This window comes from Pedobacter aquatilis (assembly GCF_032678405.1).
Classification (GTDB): domain Bacteria; phylum Bacteroidota; class Bacteroidia; order Sphingobacteriales; family Sphingobacteriaceae; genus Pedobacter; species Pedobacter aquatilis_A.
In genome coordinates this window covers 343,123-365,264 of the sequence record NZ_JAVTSJ010000002.1, presented here as the reverse complement: position 1 = coordinate 365,264, position 22,142 = coordinate 343,123, and the positions used below count along the sequence as shown (strand labels likewise).

Genomic DNA, 22,142 nt, shown 5'->3' with positions numbered 1-22,142 from the left:
TTTTCTAAACTTTAAAACAAAATCGGTATTTTTGCCGCTTAATCAAGAATTACAAATATGTTAAGAACAGTAACTTGTGGTGCACTGAGCCTCGAAAATTTGGGCGATAGTGTTACGCTATGTGGATGGGTACAAAAATCGAGGGATTTAGGCGGTATGACTTTTATCGACATTCGCGATCGTTATGGTATTACTCAGTTGGTTTTTAACATGGATGATAATCGTGAGCTTTGCGAAGCTGCACGTACTTTAGGCCGTGAATCAGTAATTAAAGCAACAGGTACAGTTGTTGAACGCAGCAACAAAAACCCAAAAATGTCAACCGGCGATGTAGAAATTAAAATTTCTGCACTTGAAATTCTTAACGCGGCAAAATTACCTCCTTTTTTAATTGATGATGAAACAGATGGCGGTGATGAGTTGCGGATGAAATACCGTTACCTTGATTTGCGTCGTAATCCTGTTCGTAACAACCTGGTTTTACGTCATAAAATGGCACAATCGGTTCGCCGTTATTTAGATGCATTAGATTTTATCGAGGTAGAAACACCGGTTTTAATTAAATCTACTCCAGAGGGCGCAAGAGATTTCGTTGTACCAAGCCGTATGAATGAAGGTGAGTTCTATGCCTTGCCACAATCGCCACAAACATTTAAGCAATTGCTAATGGTTTCAGGTTTCGACAGGTATTTCCAGATTGTAAAATGTTTCAGGGATGAAGATTTAAGAGCCGACCGCCAACCAGAATTTACACAAATCGACTGTGAGATGTCTTTCATTGAGCAGGAAGATATCCTAAATACTTTTGAAGGTTTAATTCGCACACTGTTTAAAGAAGTTCGTAATTACGATTTACCTGCTGTACCGCGTATGCAATATGCCGATGCGATGCGTTTATATGGTTCTGATAAGCCAGATACCCGTTTCGACATGCAGTTTGTAGAATTGAATGCCATTGTTAAAGGTAAAGGGTTTCCTGTTTTTGACAATGCTGAATTAGTTGTTGGTATTAATGCAAAGGGGGCTTCAAGTTATACACGTAAGCAGTTAGATGAATTAACTGATTTTATTAAACGTCCGCAGATAGGTGCAACCGGATTAATCTATGCCCGCCACAATGATGATGGAACCATTAAATCATCAGTTGATAAATTCTTTAATGAAGAAGATTTAAAGCAATGGAGTGAGGCTTTCGCAACCGAAAAAGGCGATTTAATACTTGTTCTTGCCGGCTCAACAGACAAAGTTCGTAAGCAATTAAACGAACTCCGTTTAGAAATGGGTAACCGTTTAGGCTTACGCGATAAAAATAAATTCTCAGCACTTTGGGTATTGGATTTCCCACTTTTAGAATGGGATGAAGAAACCGAACGCTACCATGCTATGCACCATCCGTTTACTTCTCCAAAGCCGGAGGATATTGCTTTATTGGACAGCAAACCGGGTGAGGTAAGAGCAAATGCTTATGATATGGTAATCAACGGAACTGAAATTGGCGGTGGTTCTATTCGTATCCACGACAGGGAATTGCAGGCTTTAATGTTTAAACATTTAGGTTTTAGCGCTGAAGAGGCGCAGAAACAATTCGGTTTCTTAATGGATGCCTTCGAATTTGGTGCACCTCCTCACGGTGGTATTGCTTTTGGTTTCGATCGCTTAACTTCGATTTTTGCCGGTTTAGATACTATTCGTGATGTTATTGCATTCCCTAAAAATAATTCAGGCAGAGATGTGATGATTGATAGTCCAAGCACTATCGACGAAAAACAATTGAAGGAACTTAAAATCAAAACGGATTTGTAGTAATATCGTCATCCTGAACTTGTTTCAGCATCTCTAAAAGGACCCTGAAATAAATTCAGGGTGACGAACTTAATAATATAAAAAAGCCACTTATCATGATGTTAAGTGGCTTTTTTATATTAGTTCACATTTACAACTAATGAACCAATGACTAATGAACAATTTATACCAATGTTCTAATAGGTTTCACTATCCGGCGGGATGCCGTAATCGACAAATTTCTTTTCTTTCGTGGTTTTCTTTTTAGTAAAGAAGCCTTTAACGGAATTAAATATTGCCGATAGGTGCTCTGCATCTAAAGACTTGCCAACTTTACCGGAAACTAATCCAACGGCAGCCTTTGTTAAAAAGCCTGCACCCCTGAATAAGGTTTTGTTCATAAACATTGGCAATAACAGCGACATTGCTGTTCCGCTTAAATTTAGCTTATCATCAACCTTAAAAAGATTACTTGGCGTTGCATATTTTTTAATTAATGCGCCAAGGGTAAATTGATGAAAGAAATTTTTGGCGTCGGCCTTAAGCATATTTTGCTTAAGTGTATACTCCACTTTCAGCTCCAATTTCCTGGCCTGAAGATCCTCGAGGTTACGGATGTTTTTATAATTTTTCATCGTCTTCCTCCTTATCTGCAAGTTTGTCGAAATATTTTCTGATAGCAACATTGATGATAGCCTTCTCGATGTACTTATCTTTAGTTAAATAAACAATTACTGCCAATAGAATATAGATTAAAGAAACACAACCAAAACCACCGGCATAACTATGCAATACATCAGAAAGGTAGAGTGCCAAGGTTACCGAACCGAAAAGGAAAGCTAATATAAAACATACAATAACCGCGGTACTGGTTACTAAATCGGCAAATACTTTCGAAGCTTTCTCTACCAGATAAAGCCTGGTATATTCTACACGGGCTTCTAAAAAGCCTTTGGCATCATCTACCAGATCTTCAATACTTTTATCTTTATTTTCCTGCATAATTCAGATGAGGTTTAACCCGGCGTTGGAAACGCCTGGTTATTAATATTTATGCGTGCTCTACGTCGTCGCTATATTCTTCTTCAACACTTCTCAATTTTGTTTTAATTGAGCTTACCACTTTATCCTTTAAGCTCGATAGGTTATTAATTTCATCTGCGGCTTTATCTCTTATAGAATCGCCTAAATCTTTTAACGACTGGCTTAACTTATCGCGTGTTTCTTCACCTTTTTCTGGTGCAAATAAAATTCCTAAAGCGGCTCCTGCAGCTAATCCCGCTAAAAGGGCTACTACAACTTTCGAGTTATCATTCATAATAATGTATTTTAAGGGTTTAACATTTACAATATAACGATGCCATATTATTTTATTGTTAAGCTATAAATTATAACTCTTTATGCTCATTATTTGTTTTAATTCTTTCCAATCTTTCTGAAGCGAGTGTACTGGTTTCGTAAATTTTAACGAGCAATATAAAATAAGACAGCAACAAGGGGCCAAAAACCAGGCCTAATATTCCGAATAAAGGGATACCAATAATTACGCCAATTACTGTAATTATGGGATGAATGTTACCAACTTTTTTCGCTATGATAAATCTAAGAACATTATCGATATTAATGATAACAACAAAGCCAAAAATTAACATTGCCCATCCTGCAAAGTTATTTCCATTTGCTATTTGCAATATTGCGGCAGGCACAAAAACCACTGGCGGACCTAAAACCGGCACAAATGATATGAATGTTGTAATTACCCCCCAGAATACGGGATCTTTATAGCCTAAAACAAAAAATGACAAGCTGACCAAAGAGCCTTGCACGATACATATTAACCCTTGCCCAAGCACATTTGCATACGTAGTATTTCGCATTTCATCGCCAAAGCGCAATGCATTTTGCTCACGGAAAGGTGCATACTTTATCAGCGATAATTCAAATGTTTTTCTTTCGATTAACATAAAATACAGTAAAAAGAACATCACCAGTAAACCAAGCACAATGTTTACAGCACTGGAAATAAGCGAAGGAAAAAGCTGTGTTGCCCAGTTTCCTAAACGATTCATCCCATCCTGAATTAAACTCTCATTTATTTTAAATGGAACCATGTGTTGCAATTTCACCAGCAGGTTTTTAAAGAAAATCTCATTGTTTCTAAGCTCAGAAATTTTACTGATAACCATACTGCTCAGGGCATAAAAAGGCAGTACAATTAACACGATGCAAATGGTAATTAGCAATAATGCGGTAAGCCTTTTATTCCAACCTTTAGTTTCGGCCAGGTAAATATAGCCGGGACGCATAATTGTATACAAAACCAACGTACTTAATATGGCACTGAATATTCCCTGTAAAGAGTATGCGATTAATAAGCCAAGCGCTATAATGATAACAAGGTTTATATTATTACGCTGTTTATAGGAAAATACTGACATAGTTGAGCTGTATGGTATTTTTTAAATAGCAAAACCCAGTATTTTGTTTGGATTTTCTACCGATTTATTTTGTATCGCTTAGTTTAATTGCCTTTATTTTATTGTACAATGTTTTCCTGTCGATATTAAGAAGTGCTGCTGCTTTAGTTTTGTTATAGTTAACTTCTTTTAACACGCTCAAAATAGTATCAAATTCGGCTTCCTGAGCTGCATTTTTTAAATCTTTTGGGCGTTCCGAAAATTTAATTTTAGCCTGATTTAAAATATTATCACGATCGTAATCTTTTATGTTATTAGCCAGTTCAAGCGGCAAAACATCTACTTGTATTTCATTTCCATCGCTTAACAAAGCTACTCTTCTTACCACATTTTTCAACTCACGCACATTACCCGGCCAGCTGTAATTCAAAAAAGAATCTTTAACCGCAGCAGAAAAACCTCTAATATTTTTATTTAATTCTTCGTTGGCAATGGCCAGAAATTTTTCGGCAAAAACCAGTATATCAGCACCTCTTTTATTTAAATCGGGAACATGAATGGAAAACTCATTAAAACGATGATACAAATCTTCGCGAAATGTTCCTTTGGCAATATTTTCTATCAGGTTTTCATTTGTAGCAACTATTATTCTAACATCAAGGTCAATCTCCTTCGTGCTTCCAATTCGTTTCACTTTACGCTCCTGAACTGTCCTGAGTAATACGGCCTGAATCTCATAAGATAAATTACCAATTTCATCCAAAAATAAGGTACCACCATTAGCCTGCTCAAAATGGCCGATTTTAGTATATAAAGCTCCTGTAAAAGCACCTTTTTCATGGCCAAAAAATTCACTTCCTGCAAGCTCTTTAGTTAAAGAACCACAGTCCATAGCAACAAAGGGCTTGTCTTTTCTTAAACTGTTAAGATGAATGGTTTTAGCTACATATTCTTTACCAGTACCGCTTTTTCCTGTTAAAATAATACTGTAAGAAGTAGGGGCTATTAGTTGTATTTGTTTCAATAAAGTCGTCGAAATATCACTTCTTCCATCTATATAATCAGAATGATTTATTAACGCTATATCAGATTGAGTTGTATTTTTATCTGATGAATTTACATTTTCATTAAGTGCTCTTTGCGTTTCGAGCGCCTTATTAATGGTATTTAAAATTTCATCTGGGTATAATGGCTTAGTAATATAATCGTACGCACCAAGCTTTATTAGCTCAACTGCAACTTTTATATCTGAATAGCCTGTAATAATGATAACACCTGTTGATGGATAATTCTCTTTGATTTTTATCAATATTTCCCGACCATCCGTATCATCCAGTCGATAATCGCACAATACTAAGTCAAATTTTTCTTTTGCCAGCATTTCCATTGCCGAAGATCCTGTAATAACCGTTTCTACGTCAAAACCGTTTCTATTCAGAAATTTCGATAATAATAACCCAATATTTACCTCATCATCAACAATTAATATCTTCTTTTTCATGCTTGAGATCCGTTATACATAGCATAAGTAATAAAAAAAATCCAAACTGGGAAATTTTTTCTACACTCGAAAAATAAGTCTATAATTAATCAGACAAGAAAATTATTTGCCACTAAACACTGCTTTTCGCTTTTCTACAAAAGCAGAAACACCTTCTTTGAAATCTGCAGTATCAAAGCACTTACCAAATGCTGCAATTTCAGTTTCAAAGCCATTTTCATTGCTAACAGCTGCATTTACAGCTTTAATTGCAGCAGCTACAGCCAGCGGTGCACGTTGCTTAACAAGATTTAAGATTTCTACAGCTTTGCTAATCAAATCAGCCTGCGGTACCACATAATTTACCAGACCAATTTTTTCTGCGTCGATAGCTGAAATCATATTGGCAGTTGTAATCATTTCAATAGCTTTACCCTTACCAACCAACTGAGTTAAACGTTGTGTTCCACCATAACCGGGAATTAAACCCAGGGTAACCTCAGGCAAGCCTAATCTGGCATTTTCGGCTGCAACCCTCATATGGCAGGCCATTGCTAATTCCAAACCTCCGCCCAGGGCAAAACCATTAATTGCAGCAATAAAAGGTTTCGATGAGTTTTCTATTGCATTGAAAACCCTTTCGTGGCCTCGCTTTGCCAGTTCTTCTCCCTGAGCACCGCTATAATCTGAAAATTCTTTTATATCTGCACCAGCAACGAAGGCTTTTTCACCAACGCCAGTAATGATTACGCCTCGTACCTCAGCTGTTTGTCCAGCAAATTCTATTACAGCTGCGAGTTCATCTAAGGTATCTTTATTAAGTGCATTTAATGCTTTTTCTCTGTTGATGGTAACGTAAAGAATGTTTTCTTTAATCTCTGTTAATAAATTCTGATATGCCATAAACTAAAAATTTCTGTTTTCTGTAACCCAGTTTTGTATATATTCTACAATACTCGCCATTGTGGTGCCCGGGGGGAATAGTTCGCCAACACCTAAGTCGGCAAGCTTTTTTCTGTCGCCTTCCGGGATAATTCCCCCTCCAGTTAACAAGACATCATTCAACTGCTTTTCTTTCATAAAATGGATGATTTTGGGAAAAACCGTCATATGTGCACCTGATAAAATTGAAATACCAATTGCATCAACATCTTCCTGCAAGGCCGTATTTACAACCATCTCAGGTGTTTGGCGAAGACCGGTATAAATAACCTCCATGCCTGCATCGCGGAGTGAAGTTGCGATTACCTTTGCGCCCCGATCGTGACCATCGAGCCCAACTTTAGCCACCAAAACACGTATCGGCCTGTTTAATACTTTGCTCATAATGAATATTAAGTTGATGTAAATGTATAGATTTTGATGCTCAAATTAATCATTAACTAAAACAACAAGAATTGCACTAATCTTTTTACATTTGCATTCCTAATTTACAGGTTTTTATGAGTGAAGAAAAGTCATTGAACTTTATTGAAGAAATTGTTGAGAACGACTTAAATAGTGGTAAGTACGAAACATTGGTTACGCGTTTCCCGCCTGAACCAAACGGTTATCTGCACATTGGCCACGCTAAAGCAATATGCTTAAACTTCGGACTAACACAAAAATACGGCGGCTATACTAATTTACGTTTCGACGATACCAATCCGGTTACCGAAAAAACAGAATATGTAAACAGCCAGCAGGAAGATATTAAATGGCTGGGTTTTAACTGGAAAAATGAATTATACGCATCAGATTATTTTGATGAATTGTATTCTTTTGCTGTAAAACTAATCGAAAAAGGATTGGCGTATGCGGATGAAAGTTCGGCAGATGAAATTGCAGCTTTAAAAGGAACACCAACTGAACCGGGCAAAGATAGTCCTTTCCGAAACCGTAGCGTAGAAGAAAACCTGGACATCTTTACCAGAATGAAAAATGGCGAATTTGCTGACGGCGCTTATATTTTAAGGGCCAAAATTGATATGGCGAGCCCGAACATGTTAATGCGTGATCCAATTATATACCGTATTAAACATGCAGAGCATCACCGTACCGGCAATAAATGGTGTATTTACCCCATGTATGATTTTGCCCACGGACAAAGTGACAGCATTGAAAACATAACCCACTCTATTTGTACCCTGGAGTATGTTTCGCACCGCGAACTGTACGACTGGTTCATTGAGAAGCTGGAGATTTTCCCTTCAAAACAGTATGAGTTTGCCCGTTTAAACCTTACCTCAACGGTAATGAGTAAACGTAAATTGCTTCAGTTGGTAAATGAAAAATTGGTTAGCGGTTGGGACGATCCACGCATGCCTACAATTTCCGGCTTGCGCAGAAGAGGGTTCACGCCGAAAAGCATCCGTGAGTTTTGCGAACGCATTGGTATCGCAAAACGCGAAAACCTTATCGAATTAAGTTTACTGGAATTTTGTATCCGCGAAGATTTAAATAAAACGGCTAACCGCGTAATGGCAGTTTTAGATCCGATTAAATTAGTTATAACGAATTACGAAAAAGGAACTGAAGATTTAATTGGCGAAAACAATCCGGAAGCTGAAGATGGTGGAGGTACGCGTGTTATCCCATTCAGCAAAGAACTTTGGATAGAACGTGAGGACTTTATGGAAGTTCCGGCAAAAAAATGGTTCCGCCTGGCACCTGGCGCAATGGTTCGTTTAAAATTTGCTTACATTGTTAAGTGCGAAGATTTTGTAAAGGATGAAAATGGCAACGTAACCGAAATACATTGTACTTATATCCCTGAATCGAAAAGCGGAAGCGATACCAGTGGTATCAACGTAAAAGGAACGATTCACTGGGTGAGTGCACAACATGCCAAAACTGCAGAAATTCGTTTATATGAGCGTTTATTCACCTCTGAAACCCCTGATGCAGAGGAGGGTGATTTTAAAGATTACCTGAATCGGGAAAGCCTGGTGGTTTTGCCAAATGCTTACATTGAGCCTGCTCTGGCTGATGCTGATTTAGAAAGCCGCTATCAGTTTATACGTAAAGGTTATTTCTGTTTGGACAGAGATTCTAGCGCCGATAAACTGGTATTCAACAGAACAGTAACTTTAAAAGATACGTTTAAGAAACCAAACTAGGTTTAAATTATTTTTAATCACAGATTAGCACGGATGAACACAGATTTATCCGTGCTTTTTTATGTAAATATATTGAAGTGGCTGCCACGGAAGCACAAAACTCACGGAATAAATTCAGTTATCATGCAATATGGAAACAGATCGAAAAATTTATAAATCAAGAAATGATTCCGTGTAAATCCATGTTTCCGTGGCAAAAAATCTTTAATACTTTGTATAAACGTTATAAAGCACAAGAATATCAACAGGTGTTAACTTCGGTGTAATATCGCTCTGAATAAAATGACGCTTAAAGGCAGTAATTGCAGCCCCCAAATCACTCGTATCATAACCAATTAACTTTAACGCATTCGTGGTGTCGAAATCAGCGGGTGGATTTTTAAGTACCTCATCATACCAATAACCAAAACCCTTCTCCGCTAATTTTTTCCATGGAAAATTATTTGGATCTGGTTTACGCTTTGGGGCAATATCGGCATGACCTATAAAGTTAGCGGTTGGGATGTTATAGCTTGTCTTTAAAGTTGCCAGTAATTTTAATAAGCTGTTAATCTGTGCATCTGTCCAAATATCGGTTGTGCCATTGTTGTCCATCTCAATTCCAATTGAAGAAGAATTTAAGTCTGTATCCTTGCCCCACTTGCTCACACCTGCATGGTTCGCACGAAGATAATCGTTAACCATGTGTACCACTTTTCCATCGCGGCCCACAACATAATGCGCACTTGTCCCGGCTTTTGTAGAATGGAAAGTACGGATGGTTTGCCCTAAACTATCCTGTGCGGTATGATGAATAATTACAAAATTTGGCTTGCGGATACCAAAGTTTACCGAACCAACCCATTGCTGGTTTGCAGCATTTATCGAATCATAAAGCTGTCCTTCAGGAGGAGTAGAAAGAATAATTTTCGAGAAACCTTTTGCCTTTTCTTTATAAACCTTTTCGGTAGCGGCATATTTGTTTGTGCTGCACGCCGAAACAAACAAGGCTAAAACAATTATGAGCTTATGGTAGTTTTTTACAGGATTACTTAATGACATACGTATTTTATTAATGCAATGAAGGTACAAAGTTATGCTAAAGTTCACCCATTGCATCAAACTTTATACAAAGCTTTCAAATTTTACTAATTTAGTGCCGATATACATTAACAATGAAGAAACTTTACAAAGCAAACACGCTTTTTTCTATACTGGCGTTATCTGCAGGGCTTTTTTCTGCCTGTACAAATACAACAAAAAACACTGAAGATAAAACAACACAGGTTGTTCAAAAAGATAGTCTGGTAAATTATGTTGCGCAACGTTTGCCAATTTATGAAAGGGTTAAATTAACGACCAATCTTAATCTGCTCAGCGTAAACGACCGCAAGGTTTTACCTTACCTCATCCAAGCCGCTGAAATTATGGACGGACTTTACTGGAAACAGGCTTATCCGCAAAGAGATAGTTTGCTTGCAACAATAAAGGATGAAAAAACCCGCGATTTCGTAAATATAAATTATGGCCCCTGGGACAGGTTAAACAACGATAAGCCTTTTGTTAATGGTGTTGGTACAAAACCAGAAGGTGCCTCATTCTATCCATACGGAATTACTAAAGAAGAAATAGAAAAGTCTACGTTATCCGATAAATTCGGTGCTTATTCTGTTGTTCAAAAAGATAGTACAGGAAAGCTGACAACTGTTCCATACCACATATTATTTGCCGCAGAATTGCAAAAAGCATCATCTTTATTAAAACAGGCTGCATTAATCACTGATGATGCCGGACTTAAAAAATACCTGAATTTAAGAGCTGATGCTTTGGTTACCGATAATTTTACCGCCAGCGATTATGCATGGCTTGATATGAAAACCAATGGATTGGATTTAATTATCGGCCCTATCGAGAATTACGAAGACAAGCTTTTTAATGCCCGCACTAGCTACGAAGCTTATGTTTTAGTAAAGGATAAAGAATGGAGCAAACGCCTTGCGAAATATGTAAAACTGCTTCCAGAATTACAGAAAAACTTACCTGTTGCTGCAAAATATAAAAGTGAAACACCTGGAACAGATTCTGAATTAAATGCATACGATGTGGTTTTCTATGCCGGAGACTGCAATGCCGGTTCGAAAACCATTGCGGTTAATTTACCTAACGACGAAAAAATTCAGCAGGAAAAAGGAACCCGCCGTTCGCAGTTGAAAAACGCAATGCAGGCTAAATTCGAAAAAATCTTATTGCCAATTTCCAAAGAATTAATAGATGCCGAACAACAGAAATACATTAAGTTCGATGCATTTTTTGCAAATGTGATGTTTCATGAAGTTGCTCACGGTTTAGGTATTAAAAAAACAATAACCGGAAAAGGCTTTGTCCGTGCAGCATTAAAAGAACAATACAGCTGGCTGGAAGAAGGCAAGGCCGATATTTTAGGTTTGTACATGGTTACAGGCTTACTTAAAAAGGGCGAATTGCAAGGTGATATTAAAGATTATTACACCACATTTATGGCTGGTATTTTACGTTCTGTACGTTTTGGCGTATCAGAAGCACACGGAAAAGCCAACATGCAATGCTTTAATTATTTTAAAGAAAAAGGTGCTTTTGAGCGCACTGCTAAAGGAACTTACAAAGTAAACTTTGATAAATTTGCCACAGCAATGAACGATTTAAGCGCATTCATCATTACTTTACAAGGAAACGGAGATAAAGCTGCCGTAGAAAAAACCCAAAAAACAATGGCTGTAATTTCACCTGAATTACAATCTGATTTAGACAGGTTAACCAGAAAAAGTATTCCTGTTGATGTTGTTTTTGAACAAGGTTTTGATGTTTTGGGCATGAAATAGAAAAAATAAATAATTTTTAAATACTTAAGCCACAGCAATCCTGTGGCTTTTTTTATGTTAAAAATAATTCTGAAAAAAAATCCTGTAACCTTTTCAAAAAACGGTCGTCTTACTAATAACTAGATAAGAGAAACCTTTCGTTTCCAAACTAAGCTTAAATAAAATGCAATTTGATTGAAATGCACCTGGGTGCGTTAAGGATATCTTTTTGCCAAAATTTTTAAAAATAAAGACCGAAACCAATGAAAACTTTTTACAAAATAGCATGCTTCTTAATTGCTTTCATATCTTCAGAGAGCATATTTGCGCAAAGTACACCCAAACCAAACGTTACGGGAATTATCCTCGACGAAAATAAAAAACCTGCTGATTATGTTACCGTGGTTTTATTAAAAGCCTCCGATTCGAGCGTAGTTAAAACAGCCTTCACCGATCAGAATGGTGTATTCGGATTTAATATTTCGGCTAAAGGCGATTATTTCTATAAGGCGAGCAATATGGGCTACCAAACCATAAAAAGTAAAACGATAACAATTGCCGATGAAAACCAAAAAATTGATTTTGGTTCAGCCCAGCTGGTATCAACAGCTCAAAATCTAAAGGAAGTTACCATTGCCGTAACCAAACCCTTAATCGAAAGAAAAATGGATAAAGTTGTAATGAATGTTTCGGGCAGTGCGGTGATGACAGGCTCTAATGCGCTTGAAGTTTTGCAAAAAGCACCTGGCGTTTCGGTTGACCAGAACGATAACATTTCAATGCAGGGAAAACAAGGCGTTTTAATTCAGCTTGATGGTAAACAAACTTACATGAGCAGCGCCGATGTGGCCAACCTGCTTAGAAATATGCAGAGTTCAGAAATTGAAACCATCGAACTAATTACCAATCCCTCATCAAAATACGATGCTTCAGGTAATTCGGGTATCATTAATATTAAAACCAAAAAAAGTAAAAGCGGAGGTACAAACGGAAGCGTAAATGCTACGGCAGGTTACGGTAAAAATTTCAGGGGAAATGCAGGATTAAACCTAAACCACAGAACGCAAAAACTCAATCTTTTTGGAAACTACAATTATGGAAAGTCTGAACGTGAAAATTTAATAACCATCGACCGTATCTCGAACGGAACACCTGACACTTATTTTATGCAAACCGGTTTAAGCAGGAGAAAACAACAGAATAATAACTTCAAAGCCGGCCTGGATTATTTTATCGATAAGAAAAATACAATCGGATTTTTGGTAAATGGTTATTTTAACCATGGTACAGAAGCATCGGGGAACAACACATTAATTGGTCCATCTTTCCAGAAAGTAGATTCAACATTGGTTTCAAATAGTCTTCAAACAAATAAGTACAATAACCTTTCTTATAACCTGAACTATAAATCGGTTTTAGATACTGCTGGCTCAGAATTATCTATCGATGTAGATTATTCTAAATACAACGGAAACGACGGTTCTGATTATGAAAATGATTACTTATACGCCAACGGCAGCAGAATCCGCCCGATTAATTATACCAGAAATAATACGCCATCCATAATTGATATCAAGGCTGTGAAAGCTGATTACAATGTTTCATTAAGCAAAACGGTTAAACTCGAAGCTGGATTAAAAAGCAGCTGGGTAAAAACAGATAACAACCTTCAGGCAGAAGAATTTGTTAATAATGCCTGGAGAAATGACGTACGCCGGAGTAACCAGTTTATTTACAATGAAAATGTTAACGCGGCTTATACCAACATTAATAAACAATTTAAAAACACAAGTGTGCAGTTAGGTTTAAGAATGGAGCAAACCAATTCGAAAGGCAACCTGATTACAACAAATACAGTAGTTGAACGTAGTTACTGGGATTTCTTTCCAACCTTATTTGTACAGCAAACACTTTCAAAAAATAACCAGCTGGGATTTTCTTATAGCCGCAGAATTGACCGCCCGAGTTATGATGCCTTAAATCCTTTTATTTACTATTTAGACCAGTATACCTATAACAAAGGAAACCCGTTTTTAAAGCCACAGTACACAAATAACTTCGAATTGAACTATACACTGTTACAAAAGTATATGTTATCGGTTGGCTATAGCCGAACTACCGATGTTATTACTGAAGTTTTGTTACCCGATGCAGCACAAAAAGCTTTGTATCAAACCAACGAAAACCTGGCAAAAAACATCAGTTACAATGCAAACCTAAACGTTCCTGTTCAGGTAGCGAAATGGTGGTCGATGAATAATAATTTAAATGTTTTCTATTTAAGTTTCGAGGCCCCAGATTTAGCCGGAGTAGCTTTAAAAACCGGAAAAACTTCTTTTCAGTTTAAATCTCAGCAGAGTTTTACCATTGTGAGTGGTTTTACTGCGGAGATAAATGGCAGCTACGAATCGCCGCTTGAATACGGTACATTAAGTATAAAATCACGTTATTCCATTGATGCGGGTTTAAGCAAATCGCTGATGAATAAAAAAGCCAGCCTTAAGCTTGCCTTATCTGATGTGTTTAACACTTACAAAACGGATTTATCAAGTGCATACCCTGGCCTTAAATATGATGTGCATCAGAAAAACGAAAGCCAGATCGGAAGAATAAGTTTTACTTACCGCTTTGGTAAAAATGAAATTAAACCTGCACGTCGCCGCTCCACCGGTACCGAATCAGAACAAGGAAGGATGAAGAATTAAATATCCTTTAGAATGCAGGCGAGAAATATTTAACAGCTTACAGAAAAAAATATCCATTTCACAGCGCTCCAGCTGAAATCAGGGAAAACAAAAAAGGCCGGTGTTAAACACCGGCCTTTGCTATTATTTACTCAAGTACATTGATTTATCTTTGTAAAGCTTGCGGAAATATGGATCTTCCAGATCTTTGATGAAACGAATCGCTTCACCGGTTGATTTCATCTCAGGACCTAATTCCTTCGTTACTTCAGGGAATTTCTCATAAGAGAATATAGGTTCTTTAATTGCATATCCCTGTAATTTACGCTCGATAGTGAAATCTTTAAGTTTCGCTACACCAAGCATAATTTTAGCAGCAATATTGATATAAGGAACATCATAAGCCTTTGCAATGAAAGGAACCGTACGCGAAGCCCTTGGGTTTGCCTCAATTACATAAACCTTCTCGTCTTTAATCGCAAACTGAATGTTCAATAAACCGCGAACATTTAGAGCTTTCGCAATCTTGATCGAATATTCTTCCATTGCCTTGGTTACAGTTTCAGGTAAACTGAAGGTTGGTAACACCGCAAATGAATCTCCTGAGTGGATACCTGCAGGCTCGATATGTTCCATCATTCCCACGATGTGAACATCCTCACCATCAGAAATCGAATCCGATTCTGCTTCCTCAGCACGATCTAAAAAGTGGTCGATTAATACACGGTTACCTGGTAAGTCGCCTAATAATTTTACTACAGCTTTCTCAAGGTCTTCATCGTTAATTACGATACTCATACCTTGTCCGCCCAAAACATAACTCGGACGAACTAAAACCGGATAGCCAACTTCGTTTGCAACTACAATTGCCTCTTCAGCATTTTCTGCTACTCCATATTTTGGATAAGGAATATCTAAATCTTTCAATAAATCAGAGAAACGGCCGCGATCTTCGGCGATATCCATGTTTTCGAAAGATGTTCCAATGATTTTGATGCCATTTGCAGTTAATTTCTCAGCCATTTTCAGGGCTGTTTGTCCACCTAACTGAACGATAACGCCTTCAGGCTTTTCAAGATCGATGATCTCACGCACATGCTCCCAGAAAACAGGCTCAAAGTAAAGCTTATCGGCCATATTGAAATCGGTTGAAACCGTTTCAGGGTTACAGTTTACCATGATAGCTTCGAAACCTGTTTCTTTAGCTGCCAGTAATCCGTGTACACATGAATAATCAAACTCGATACCCTGACCAATACGGTTAGGACCTGAACCCAGTACAATGATCTTTTTACGATCTGATACTATCGACTCGTTTTCCTGTTCAAATGTAGAGTAGTAGTATGGTGTTTGTGCAGGGAATTCAGCCGCACAGGTATCAACCATTTTATACACCCTTCTGATACCCAGTTCTTTTCTGCGTTCGTAAACCTCGTCTTCAGTTACATTGCCCAATAACCATGAGATTTGTACATCTGAAAAACCTTTTTGTTTCAACGTAAAGAAGAAATCCTGAGGGATGTTATTTAGTGAATATCTTTTTAATTCTGTTTCTAAAGCAACAAGCTCCTGAATCTGATTTAAGAACCACTTGTCGATTTTGGTTACCTTACGGATCGATTCCAAAGGAACGCCCATCGCCATCGCATCTTTAATCAGGAACAAACGGTTCCATGAAGCGTGCTCCAGGCCGTCCATAATTTCTTCGATGTTACGAACTTGTCTGCCGTCGGCTCCTAAGCCAGAACGGCCAATTTCTAAACTCTGACAAGCTTTTTGTAAAGCCTCAATGAAAGTACGGCCGATAGCCATTACCTCACCAACTGCTTTCATCTGTAAACCAAGTTCTTTATTGGCACCTTTAAATTTATCGAAGTTCCAACGTGGAATTTTAACGATTACATAGTCTAATGTAGGCTCGAAGTAAGCTGAAGTAGTTTTGGTAATTTGATTCTCGATCTCATCCAGGTTGTAACCGATAGCCAGTTTAGCCGCAATTTTTGCAATCGGATAACCAGTTGCCTTACTTGCTAATGCTGATGAACGCGAAACACGCGGATTGATCTCGATGGCGATAATGGTATCATCTGCAGGGTTAACTGAAAACTGAACGTTACAACCTCCGGCAAATGTTCCGATGGCACGCATCATTTTGATAGCCTGATTACGCATTTCCTGATAGCAACGATCAGATAGTGTCATTGCAGGTGCAACGGTAATAGAATCTCCTGTATGGATACCCATTGGATCGAAGTTCTCAATAGAGCAAATGATAATTACGTTATCGTTACTGTCTCTCAACAACTCCAATTCATATTCTTTCCAACCTAAAACAGCCTGTTCAACCAATACCTCGTGGGTTGGGGAAGCTTCAAGTCCGCGTTTAAGGGCAGCATCGAATTCTTCTTTTTTGTGCACAAAACCACCACCTGAACCACCTAAGGTATAAGAAGGACGAATTACCAAAGGAAAACCAATCTGCTGAGCAGCTTCCTTACCCTCTAAAAATGAGTTGGCAATTTTAGATGGAGCTACACCCACACCAATATCAACCATTAACTGGCGAAAGGCTTCGCGGTTTTCGGTTTTCTCAATCGCATCAACATCTACACCGATAACTTTAACGCCGTATTTTTCCCAAACACCACGCTCGGAAGCTTCTACACAAAGATTCAATGCCGTTTGACCACCCATTGTAGGTAATACTGCATCAATTTTAGGTAAGTCTGGAGAGTCGATATGCTCTTGTATAATCGCCTCAATTGAATCAACAGTTAACGGACGAAGATATACATGGTCGCCAATAACTTTATCCGTCATAATCGTTGCCGGATTGGAGTTGATGATTGAAACGGTAATTCCTTCCTCTTTTAAAGAAAGTGCCGCTTGTGAACCCGAGTAATCAAATTCGCAGGCCTGACCAATAACAATTGGGCCTGATCCGATAATTAATACTGAGCGAATGGAAGTGTCTTTAGGCATGATAGCTTAATACAAAAATTAAAATTCTAAAGTGTTGAACCTGTAAAGGTGAAAGAAGCAAGTAGGTTTTTTGCTTTTAAGAAGAAAATCCCAACTGTTCTGTCGGGATGCAAAGATACATACTTTAGAAGTATTTTAAGCTGATTTTTTGAAAATAAAAAAGAGGATCATCAACATCCTCTTTTTAAACTTTTCTTTTGCTAAACCAGCTATTGCACCAATTTTATTTCGCCCAAATCGGTTGTAGAGCTATCTTTAACGGCAACGTTTTCAATGGTTGCATCTTTGTAAGGAGCGTTTCCTTTTATCCAGACTTTGTAAACACCTTCTTTAAGGTTTGTAAAAGTAAAGGCCCCCTGGTTAAGCTCTGCCCTAAGTGTATCGGTACCGGCCACTAAGGCCGCAGCAGCCACACCATTAGCGGGTGTTATTTTTCCGGTAATGCCGCCAAGCCTGATGTTCGTAAATGAGAACACAACCAGCGAAATCATAACCATTGTTACCAGAATTATATTCAACTTTTTCATAACTCAATATTTTTTAATAAACAGATTAACCGAATTGTACACCGAACGTTAAATAGTGTTAAATATAAACGCTTCATCCGATATAAAGTTTCAAAAAATGAGTAATAATCGGAACAGTGTAGCTTCATCTGTACAAATTTTTGAACATACTAAAACCATTTAGCAGATTAATAGGAGCCGATTTCGATTTGTTTGTCTCTAAAATCACCTATCTGGTCATGTTTACGTCACGAAACCGTTATGAATGTATTATTGGCAGAAATGTTGTAATAAGCTTAACGTATTTGCGTTTTGTAAATACTTTAGTTTGATCTAAAGCTTCCTCGCGGAGTAGTTAACCGCAATGAGGATTTCTTCATAAATAGTTTGTTTGGTTTATTATCCGGTCAGAGGAGCCCTCCTCGGCCGGATTTTTCTTTTATGTGCATTTTGTTTCTATTTTTGAATGAAATGATTTTAGCCGCGAATTCTTTCCTTGAATTTTTAACCGACCAGTTTGTACACACCAGCCTGCTCGAATGGCTAGCTGTTATTACAGGTTTCATTTGTATTTACCTTGCAGCTAAAGAAACGGTGTGGAACTGGCCCATTTCGCTGGTAAGTGTTTCTGCATACGGTTTACTTTTCTACAAAGAAGCTATGTATGGCGACATGACACTTCAGATTTATTTTCTTTTCACTGGTTTTTATGGTTGGTATTTCTGGCTAAATAAAAAAGCAGAAACACATAAACCAATTACGCTTTTATCAGGACAGGGATGGTTCATCGCCATTCTGTCAATTGTTATACTCAGTTTATTTTTGGGTTGGTTTATGGCCAAATATACGAATAGCACCGTACCTTATGCCGATGGCTTCTGTACATCAGTAAGTTTTGTTGCCCAGATTTTACTTACCAGAAAAGTGCTTCAAAATTGGCTGCTATGGGTATTTGCCGATATTTGTTACGTGCCCTTATTTATTTACAAACATCTAAACCTAAGTGCTATTCTATACTTTATACTCATCGTTATTGCATACAAAGGTTATATAGACTGGAAAAAAACATATCGTGAACAAACTAATTAAGAAGATAGCTATTGTTGGCCCCGAGAGCACAGGTAAATCTACCATGTCGCAGCTTTTAGCTAAATACTATAAAGTTTCGTGGGTACCAGAATACGCCCGTTATTATTGCGAAAACCTGAATGCACCATATACTTTGCAGGATGAGCTGAGTATGTATTATGGTCAGCTCGCTTTAGAAGACGCCATACTCGTTACTACAGAAAACGACTTTATCATTTGCGACACAACTTTTGTTACCGTAAAAATATGGAGCGATGAAATGTTGGGTGAAACACCACAAATTGTTTTGGATGCCCTGCCAAAAAGACCTTACGATTTATACCTTTTAATGGATATCGATTTACCATGGCAGGATGATCCGTTGCGTGATTTCCCGAACCAGCGTGAATATTTTATGGAAGTTTGGCATAAAGAACTGAAAGCACTTAATGCAAACTATAAAGTTATCGGAGGCCTCGGAGATTTAAGATTAGAAAACGCTAAGGCCGCGATAGCTGATTTTTTAAAATCGTAAAGTAATTTTTAATCCTAATTATTTTCTTAAAATATTTTCTACATTTGCCCCATCATTAGGGGTGCCTTGTTTTAAATAACACAAAAACGGGCTGAGATCATACCCATTCTTAGGTAGAAGGCGAAAGCTGAAAAGGTAGAAGGTTTAACCCTCCGCCTTTAAACCATCCATCCTTCTAACTTGGATACACCTGATCCGGATAATGCCGGCGTAGGGATTGGAGTTATGGAAGTTAACTGAAATCGGGAGTACCCCTATTTCCGATGGGTTTAACTAAAACAATCAAGAAATTGAAAAAATTACTTTTTGCGGTACTCACTGCAATGTTGCCATTCTTTGCATTGGCACAAATTTCTGTTACAGGAAAAGTAACAGATAACAACCAGAAACCGTTGCCTGGTGCAAGTATTAAATTAAAAAACCAGAAAACTGCAGTACTCAGCGATGCAGATGGCAACTTTACCTTATCAAATTTATCAGCAGGTAAATATGTTGTGCTGGCGAGTTACCTTGGCTACAAAACGGTTGAGCAAACTATCGATCTTAATCAAAACCAAACCATTACCTTCACTTTGACACCACAGGCTTTCCTTGCCGATGAGGTAATTGTAAGGGCAACAAGAGCTAACGAGAAATCGGCAACTACCTACAAAAACGTAACAAAAGCTGAAATTCAGGAAAACAATTTTGGCCAGGATTTGCCTTTTATCCTCCAGAACACACCAGGCGTTGTAGTAAACTCTGATGCGGGTGCAGGTGTAGGTTACACAGGTATACGCATCCGCGGAAGCGATAACAGCAGGATTAATGTTACCGTAAATGGTATTCCGATTAATGATAGTGAAAGCCAGGGAACTTTTTATGTTAATATGCCCGATTTCGCATCTTCAGTTGATAACATTCAGATTCAGCGGGGCGTAGGTACTTCTACAAATGGTGCAGGTGCTTTTGGTGCCAGCTTAAACATTCAGACCACTGCAAGTGAAATGGAACCATATGCCGAAGTAAACAGCACTTTTGGAAGTTTCGACACATGGAAAAATACCATTAAAGTAGGTACTGGCCTTATTAACAACCGCTTTAGTTTCGATGGCAGGTTATCAAGAATAAGTTCCGATGGTTATGTCGATCGGGGCTCTTCACTCTTAAAATCATATTTTGTGTCGGGTGCTTACCATGGCAATAAAGATTTACTTCGAATAAATGTGTTTGCCGGCGCCGAGAAAACTTACCAGTCGTGGAACGGAATTCCTGAATCGCGTTTAAATAATGATGTTGCGGGAATGCAGGCCTATATCGACAGAAACGGCTTAAGCGCAGAAGATGCAGCAAATTTGCTTAACTCAGGCAGAACATACAATAGCTTTTTATATAATAACCAGACAGATAATTATTGGCAAAACCATTACCAGCTACTTTATGCCAGACAGTTTTCAGATAAGTTTTCTTTCAATGGCGCACTACATTACACCCAAGGTGAAGGTTATTATGAAGAATACCGTGTTGCTGATAAGTTGAGTGCTTACGGCTTAAATCCTGTGGTAGTTGGCAATACAACAATTACAACGACCGACCTGATTCGTCGCCGCTGGCTGGATAACGATTTTTACGGCGTTACCTATGCGTTTAACTATGTTCCGCAAAAAAACTTAAACTTTACCCTTGGTGGCGCTTACAATGAATATAAAGGAGCGCATTTTGGCCAGGTGATCTGGGCGCAGTATGCATCAAATGGAAATACCGACCGACACTATTATGATAACGATGGCTTTAAAACAGATTTCAATGTTTACGGAAAAGTAAATTATAGTCCGGTTGAAGCATTGAGCTTATTCGCTGATTTGCAATACCGTCGGGTTTATTATGATATTGCCGGAACAGAAAATAAGCTGAATACACTGGCAATAAATGAAACCCTTAATTTCTTCAATCCGAAATTCGGCGCAACCTATTTCATCAACCCTGAAAGTAATTTATATGCATCGTTTAGTGTTGCAAATAAAGAACCTAACCGCGATGATTATACCGACGCAAATGTTGGCATTTATCCAAAACCTGAGCGATTAAACGATGTGGAATTAGGATACCGCTTCAAGAACAAGCAATTTAATTTAGGCGCAAACGCTTATGGAATGTTCTACAAAAACCAACTTGTTGTAACCGGAAAAATAAATGATGTTGGCGGAAATTATCGCCAGAATGTTGACAAAAGTTACCGTTTAGGTATTGAGCTTGATGGTTCATATACCATCAGTAAAGCTTTGGCCCTGAATGCAAATGCAGCATTTAGCAGGAACAAGATTAAGAACTTTACTGAATATTACGACGATTATGATAACGGCGGACAAGTGGTGAATAATTATGCCCTAACCGACATCTCCTACTCACCTGCAGCAGTACTTTTTGGCGAATTCGTTTATAAACCTGTTAAGGGTTTTGCAGTTGCCTTACAAAGCAAATATGTGAGTAAGCAATATATGGATAACACGCAGAATAACGACCGTACCATAAATGGCTACTGGGTAAGTAATGCCCGTTTAGGTTACGATTTCAAATTCGCAGGTGTTAAAAATGTAAACCTGGGTTTATTGGTAAATAACGTGTTCGATAAAAAATACGAAAGTAATGGCTATACCTATGGCTATCTCTACGGCGGAAACCGCATTACCGAAAACTTCTTTTACCCACAAGCTGGCACCAACTTTTTGTTAAGTTTGAACGTTAAGTTTTAAATTTAGCAATAAGATTAAAATATTTTTGTCCTGGCGAAGCAC

Annotated in this window: 17 protein-coding genes; 7 read left to right on the top strand and 10 right to left on the bottom strand. The window is 38.0% G+C overall.

The window, feature by feature from the left end; all coding sequences use genetic code 11:
* Nucleotides 1–57 precede the first annotated feature (57 nt).
* Nucleotides 58–1,803 (top strand): aspartate--tRNA ligase, encoded by a 1,746-nt coding sequence (aspS, locus tag R2R71_RS07000; protein ID WP_316830544.1) that lies wholly within the window; start codon nucleotides 58–60, stop codon nucleotides 1,801–1,803.
* A 176-nt stretch (nucleotides 1,804–1,979) separates the two neighbouring features.
* Here the strand turns inward: aspS and R2R71_RS06995 are convergent, their stop codons facing one another.
* The 7 genes from R2R71_RS06995 to R2R71_RS06965 all read right to left on the bottom strand — a co-directional run bounded on the left by R2R71_RS06995 (nucleotide 1,980) and on the right by R2R71_RS06965 (nucleotide 7,005).
* On the bottom strand, nucleotides 1,980–2,417 hold the full coding sequence (locus R2R71_RS06995) for a hypothetical protein (RefSeq protein WP_316830543.1): 438 nt from the start codon (nucleotides 2,415–2,417) through the stop codon (nucleotides 1,980–1,982).
* Nucleotides 2,404–2,784 (bottom strand): phage holin family protein, encoded by a 381-nt coding sequence (locus R2R71_RS06990; protein WP_316830542.1) that lies wholly within the window; start codon nucleotides 2,782–2,784, stop codon nucleotides 2,404–2,406. The genes R2R71_RS06995 and R2R71_RS06990 overlap by 14 nt, the downstream gene beginning before the upstream one ends.
* Before the next feature lie 49 nt (nucleotides 2,785–2,833).
* Nucleotides 2,834–3,100, bottom strand: coding sequence for a YtxH domain-containing protein (locus R2R71_RS06985; protein ID WP_316830541.1), 267 nt, complete (start codon nucleotides 3,098–3,100; stop codon nucleotides 2,834–2,836).
* 70 nt (nucleotides 3,101–3,170) lie between these two features.
* Nucleotides 3,171–4,220, bottom strand: a complete 1,050-nt coding sequence (locus R2R71_RS06980; RefSeq protein WP_316830540.1) for an AI-2E family transporter — start codon at nucleotides 4,218–4,220, stop codon at nucleotides 3,171–3,173.
* A gap of 64 nt (nucleotides 4,221–4,284) precedes the next feature.
* Nucleotides 4,285–5,700: a sigma-54 dependent transcriptional regulator gene (locus R2R71_RS06975; protein ID WP_316830539.1), complete on the bottom strand. Its 1,416-nt coding sequence runs from the start codon at nucleotides 5,698–5,700 to the stop codon at nucleotides 4,285–4,287.
* A gap of 102 nt (nucleotides 5,701–5,802) precedes the next feature.
* Nucleotides 5,803–6,582 carry an enoyl-CoA hydratase/isomerase family protein gene (locus R2R71_RS06970; RefSeq protein WP_316830538.1) on the bottom strand — a complete coding sequence of 260 codons (780 nt, stop codon included), beginning with the start codon at nucleotides 6,580–6,582 and terminating at the stop codon, nucleotides 5,803–5,805.
* Between the two features lie 3 nt (nucleotides 6,583–6,585).
* A complete protein-coding gene (locus R2R71_RS06965; protein WP_316830537.1) occupies nucleotides 6,586–7,005 on the bottom strand; it encodes a cobalamin B12-binding domain-containing protein in 420 nt (139 codons plus the stop codon).
* 116 nt (nucleotides 7,006–7,121) lie between these two features.
* Here R2R71_RS06965 and R2R71_RS06960 point away from each other — a divergent pair, with 116 nt between their 5' ends.
* A complete protein-coding gene (locus R2R71_RS06960; RefSeq protein WP_316830536.1) occupies nucleotides 7,122–8,777 on the top strand; it encodes a glutamine--tRNA ligase/YqeY domain fusion protein in 1,656 nt (551 codons plus the stop codon).
* Between the two features lie 204 nt (nucleotides 8,778–8,981).
* On the opposite strand, the gene R2R71_RS06955 is transcribed toward R2R71_RS06960, so the two are convergent.
* Entirely contained in the window at nucleotides 8,982–9,818 is an 837-nt protein-coding gene (locus tag R2R71_RS06955; RefSeq protein ID WP_316830535.1) for an N-acetylmuramoyl-L-alanine amidase, read from the bottom strand.
* A 113-nt stretch (nucleotides 9,819–9,931) separates the two neighbouring features.
* Between R2R71_RS06955 and R2R71_RS06950 the strand changes: the two genes are divergently transcribed.
* Nucleotides 9,932–11,614: a dipeptidyl-peptidase 3 family protein gene (locus tag R2R71_RS06950; RefSeq protein WP_316830534.1), complete on the top strand. Its 1,683-nt coding sequence runs from the start codon at nucleotides 9,932–9,934 to the stop codon at nucleotides 11,612–11,614.
* 242 nt (nucleotides 11,615–11,856) lie between these two features.
* Complete coding sequence (locus R2R71_RS06945; RefSeq protein WP_316830533.1) at nucleotides 11,857–14,298, top strand: TonB-dependent receptor domain-containing protein; 2,442 nt, start codon at nucleotides 11,857–11,859, stop codon at nucleotides 14,296–14,298.
* A 123-nt stretch (nucleotides 14,299–14,421) separates the two neighbouring features.
* Here the strand turns inward: R2R71_RS06945 and carB are convergent, their stop codons facing one another.
* Both carB and R2R71_RS06935 read right to left on the bottom strand, forming a co-directional pair.
* Nucleotides 14,422–17,259 (bottom strand): carbamoyl-phosphate synthase large subunit, encoded by a 2,838-nt coding sequence (gene carB / locus R2R71_RS06940; protein ID WP_316830532.1) that lies wholly within the window; start codon nucleotides 17,257–17,259, stop codon nucleotides 14,422–14,424.
* A 209-nt stretch (nucleotides 17,260–17,468) separates the two neighbouring features.
* Nucleotides 17,469–17,786, bottom strand: coding sequence for a carboxypeptidase regulatory-like domain-containing protein (locus R2R71_RS06935; protein ID WP_316830531.1), 318 nt, complete (start codon nucleotides 17,784–17,786; stop codon nucleotides 17,469–17,471).
* Nucleotides 17,787–18,236: 450 nt separating this feature from the next.
* Between R2R71_RS06935 and pnuC the strand changes: the two genes are divergently transcribed.
* The 3 genes from pnuC to R2R71_RS06920 all read left to right on the top strand — a co-directional run bounded on the left by pnuC (nucleotide 18,237) and on the right by R2R71_RS06920 (nucleotide 22,100).
* Nucleotides 18,237–18,854, top strand: coding sequence for a nicotinamide riboside transporter PnuC (gene pnuC / locus R2R71_RS06930; protein ID WP_316830530.1), 618 nt, complete (start codon nucleotides 18,237–18,239; stop codon nucleotides 18,852–18,854).
* Nucleotides 18,838–19,368 (top strand): ATP-binding protein, encoded by a 531-nt coding sequence (locus R2R71_RS06925; protein ID WP_316830529.1) that lies wholly within the window; start codon nucleotides 18,838–18,840, stop codon nucleotides 19,366–19,368. The genes pnuC and R2R71_RS06925 overlap by 17 nt, the downstream gene beginning before the upstream one ends.
* Nucleotides 19,369–19,658: 290 nt before the next feature.
* Entirely contained in the window at nucleotides 19,659–22,100 is a 2,442-nt protein-coding gene (locus R2R71_RS06920) for a TonB-dependent receptor (protein WP_316830528.1), read from the top strand.
* Nucleotides 22,101–22,142: the final 42 nt, after the last annotated feature.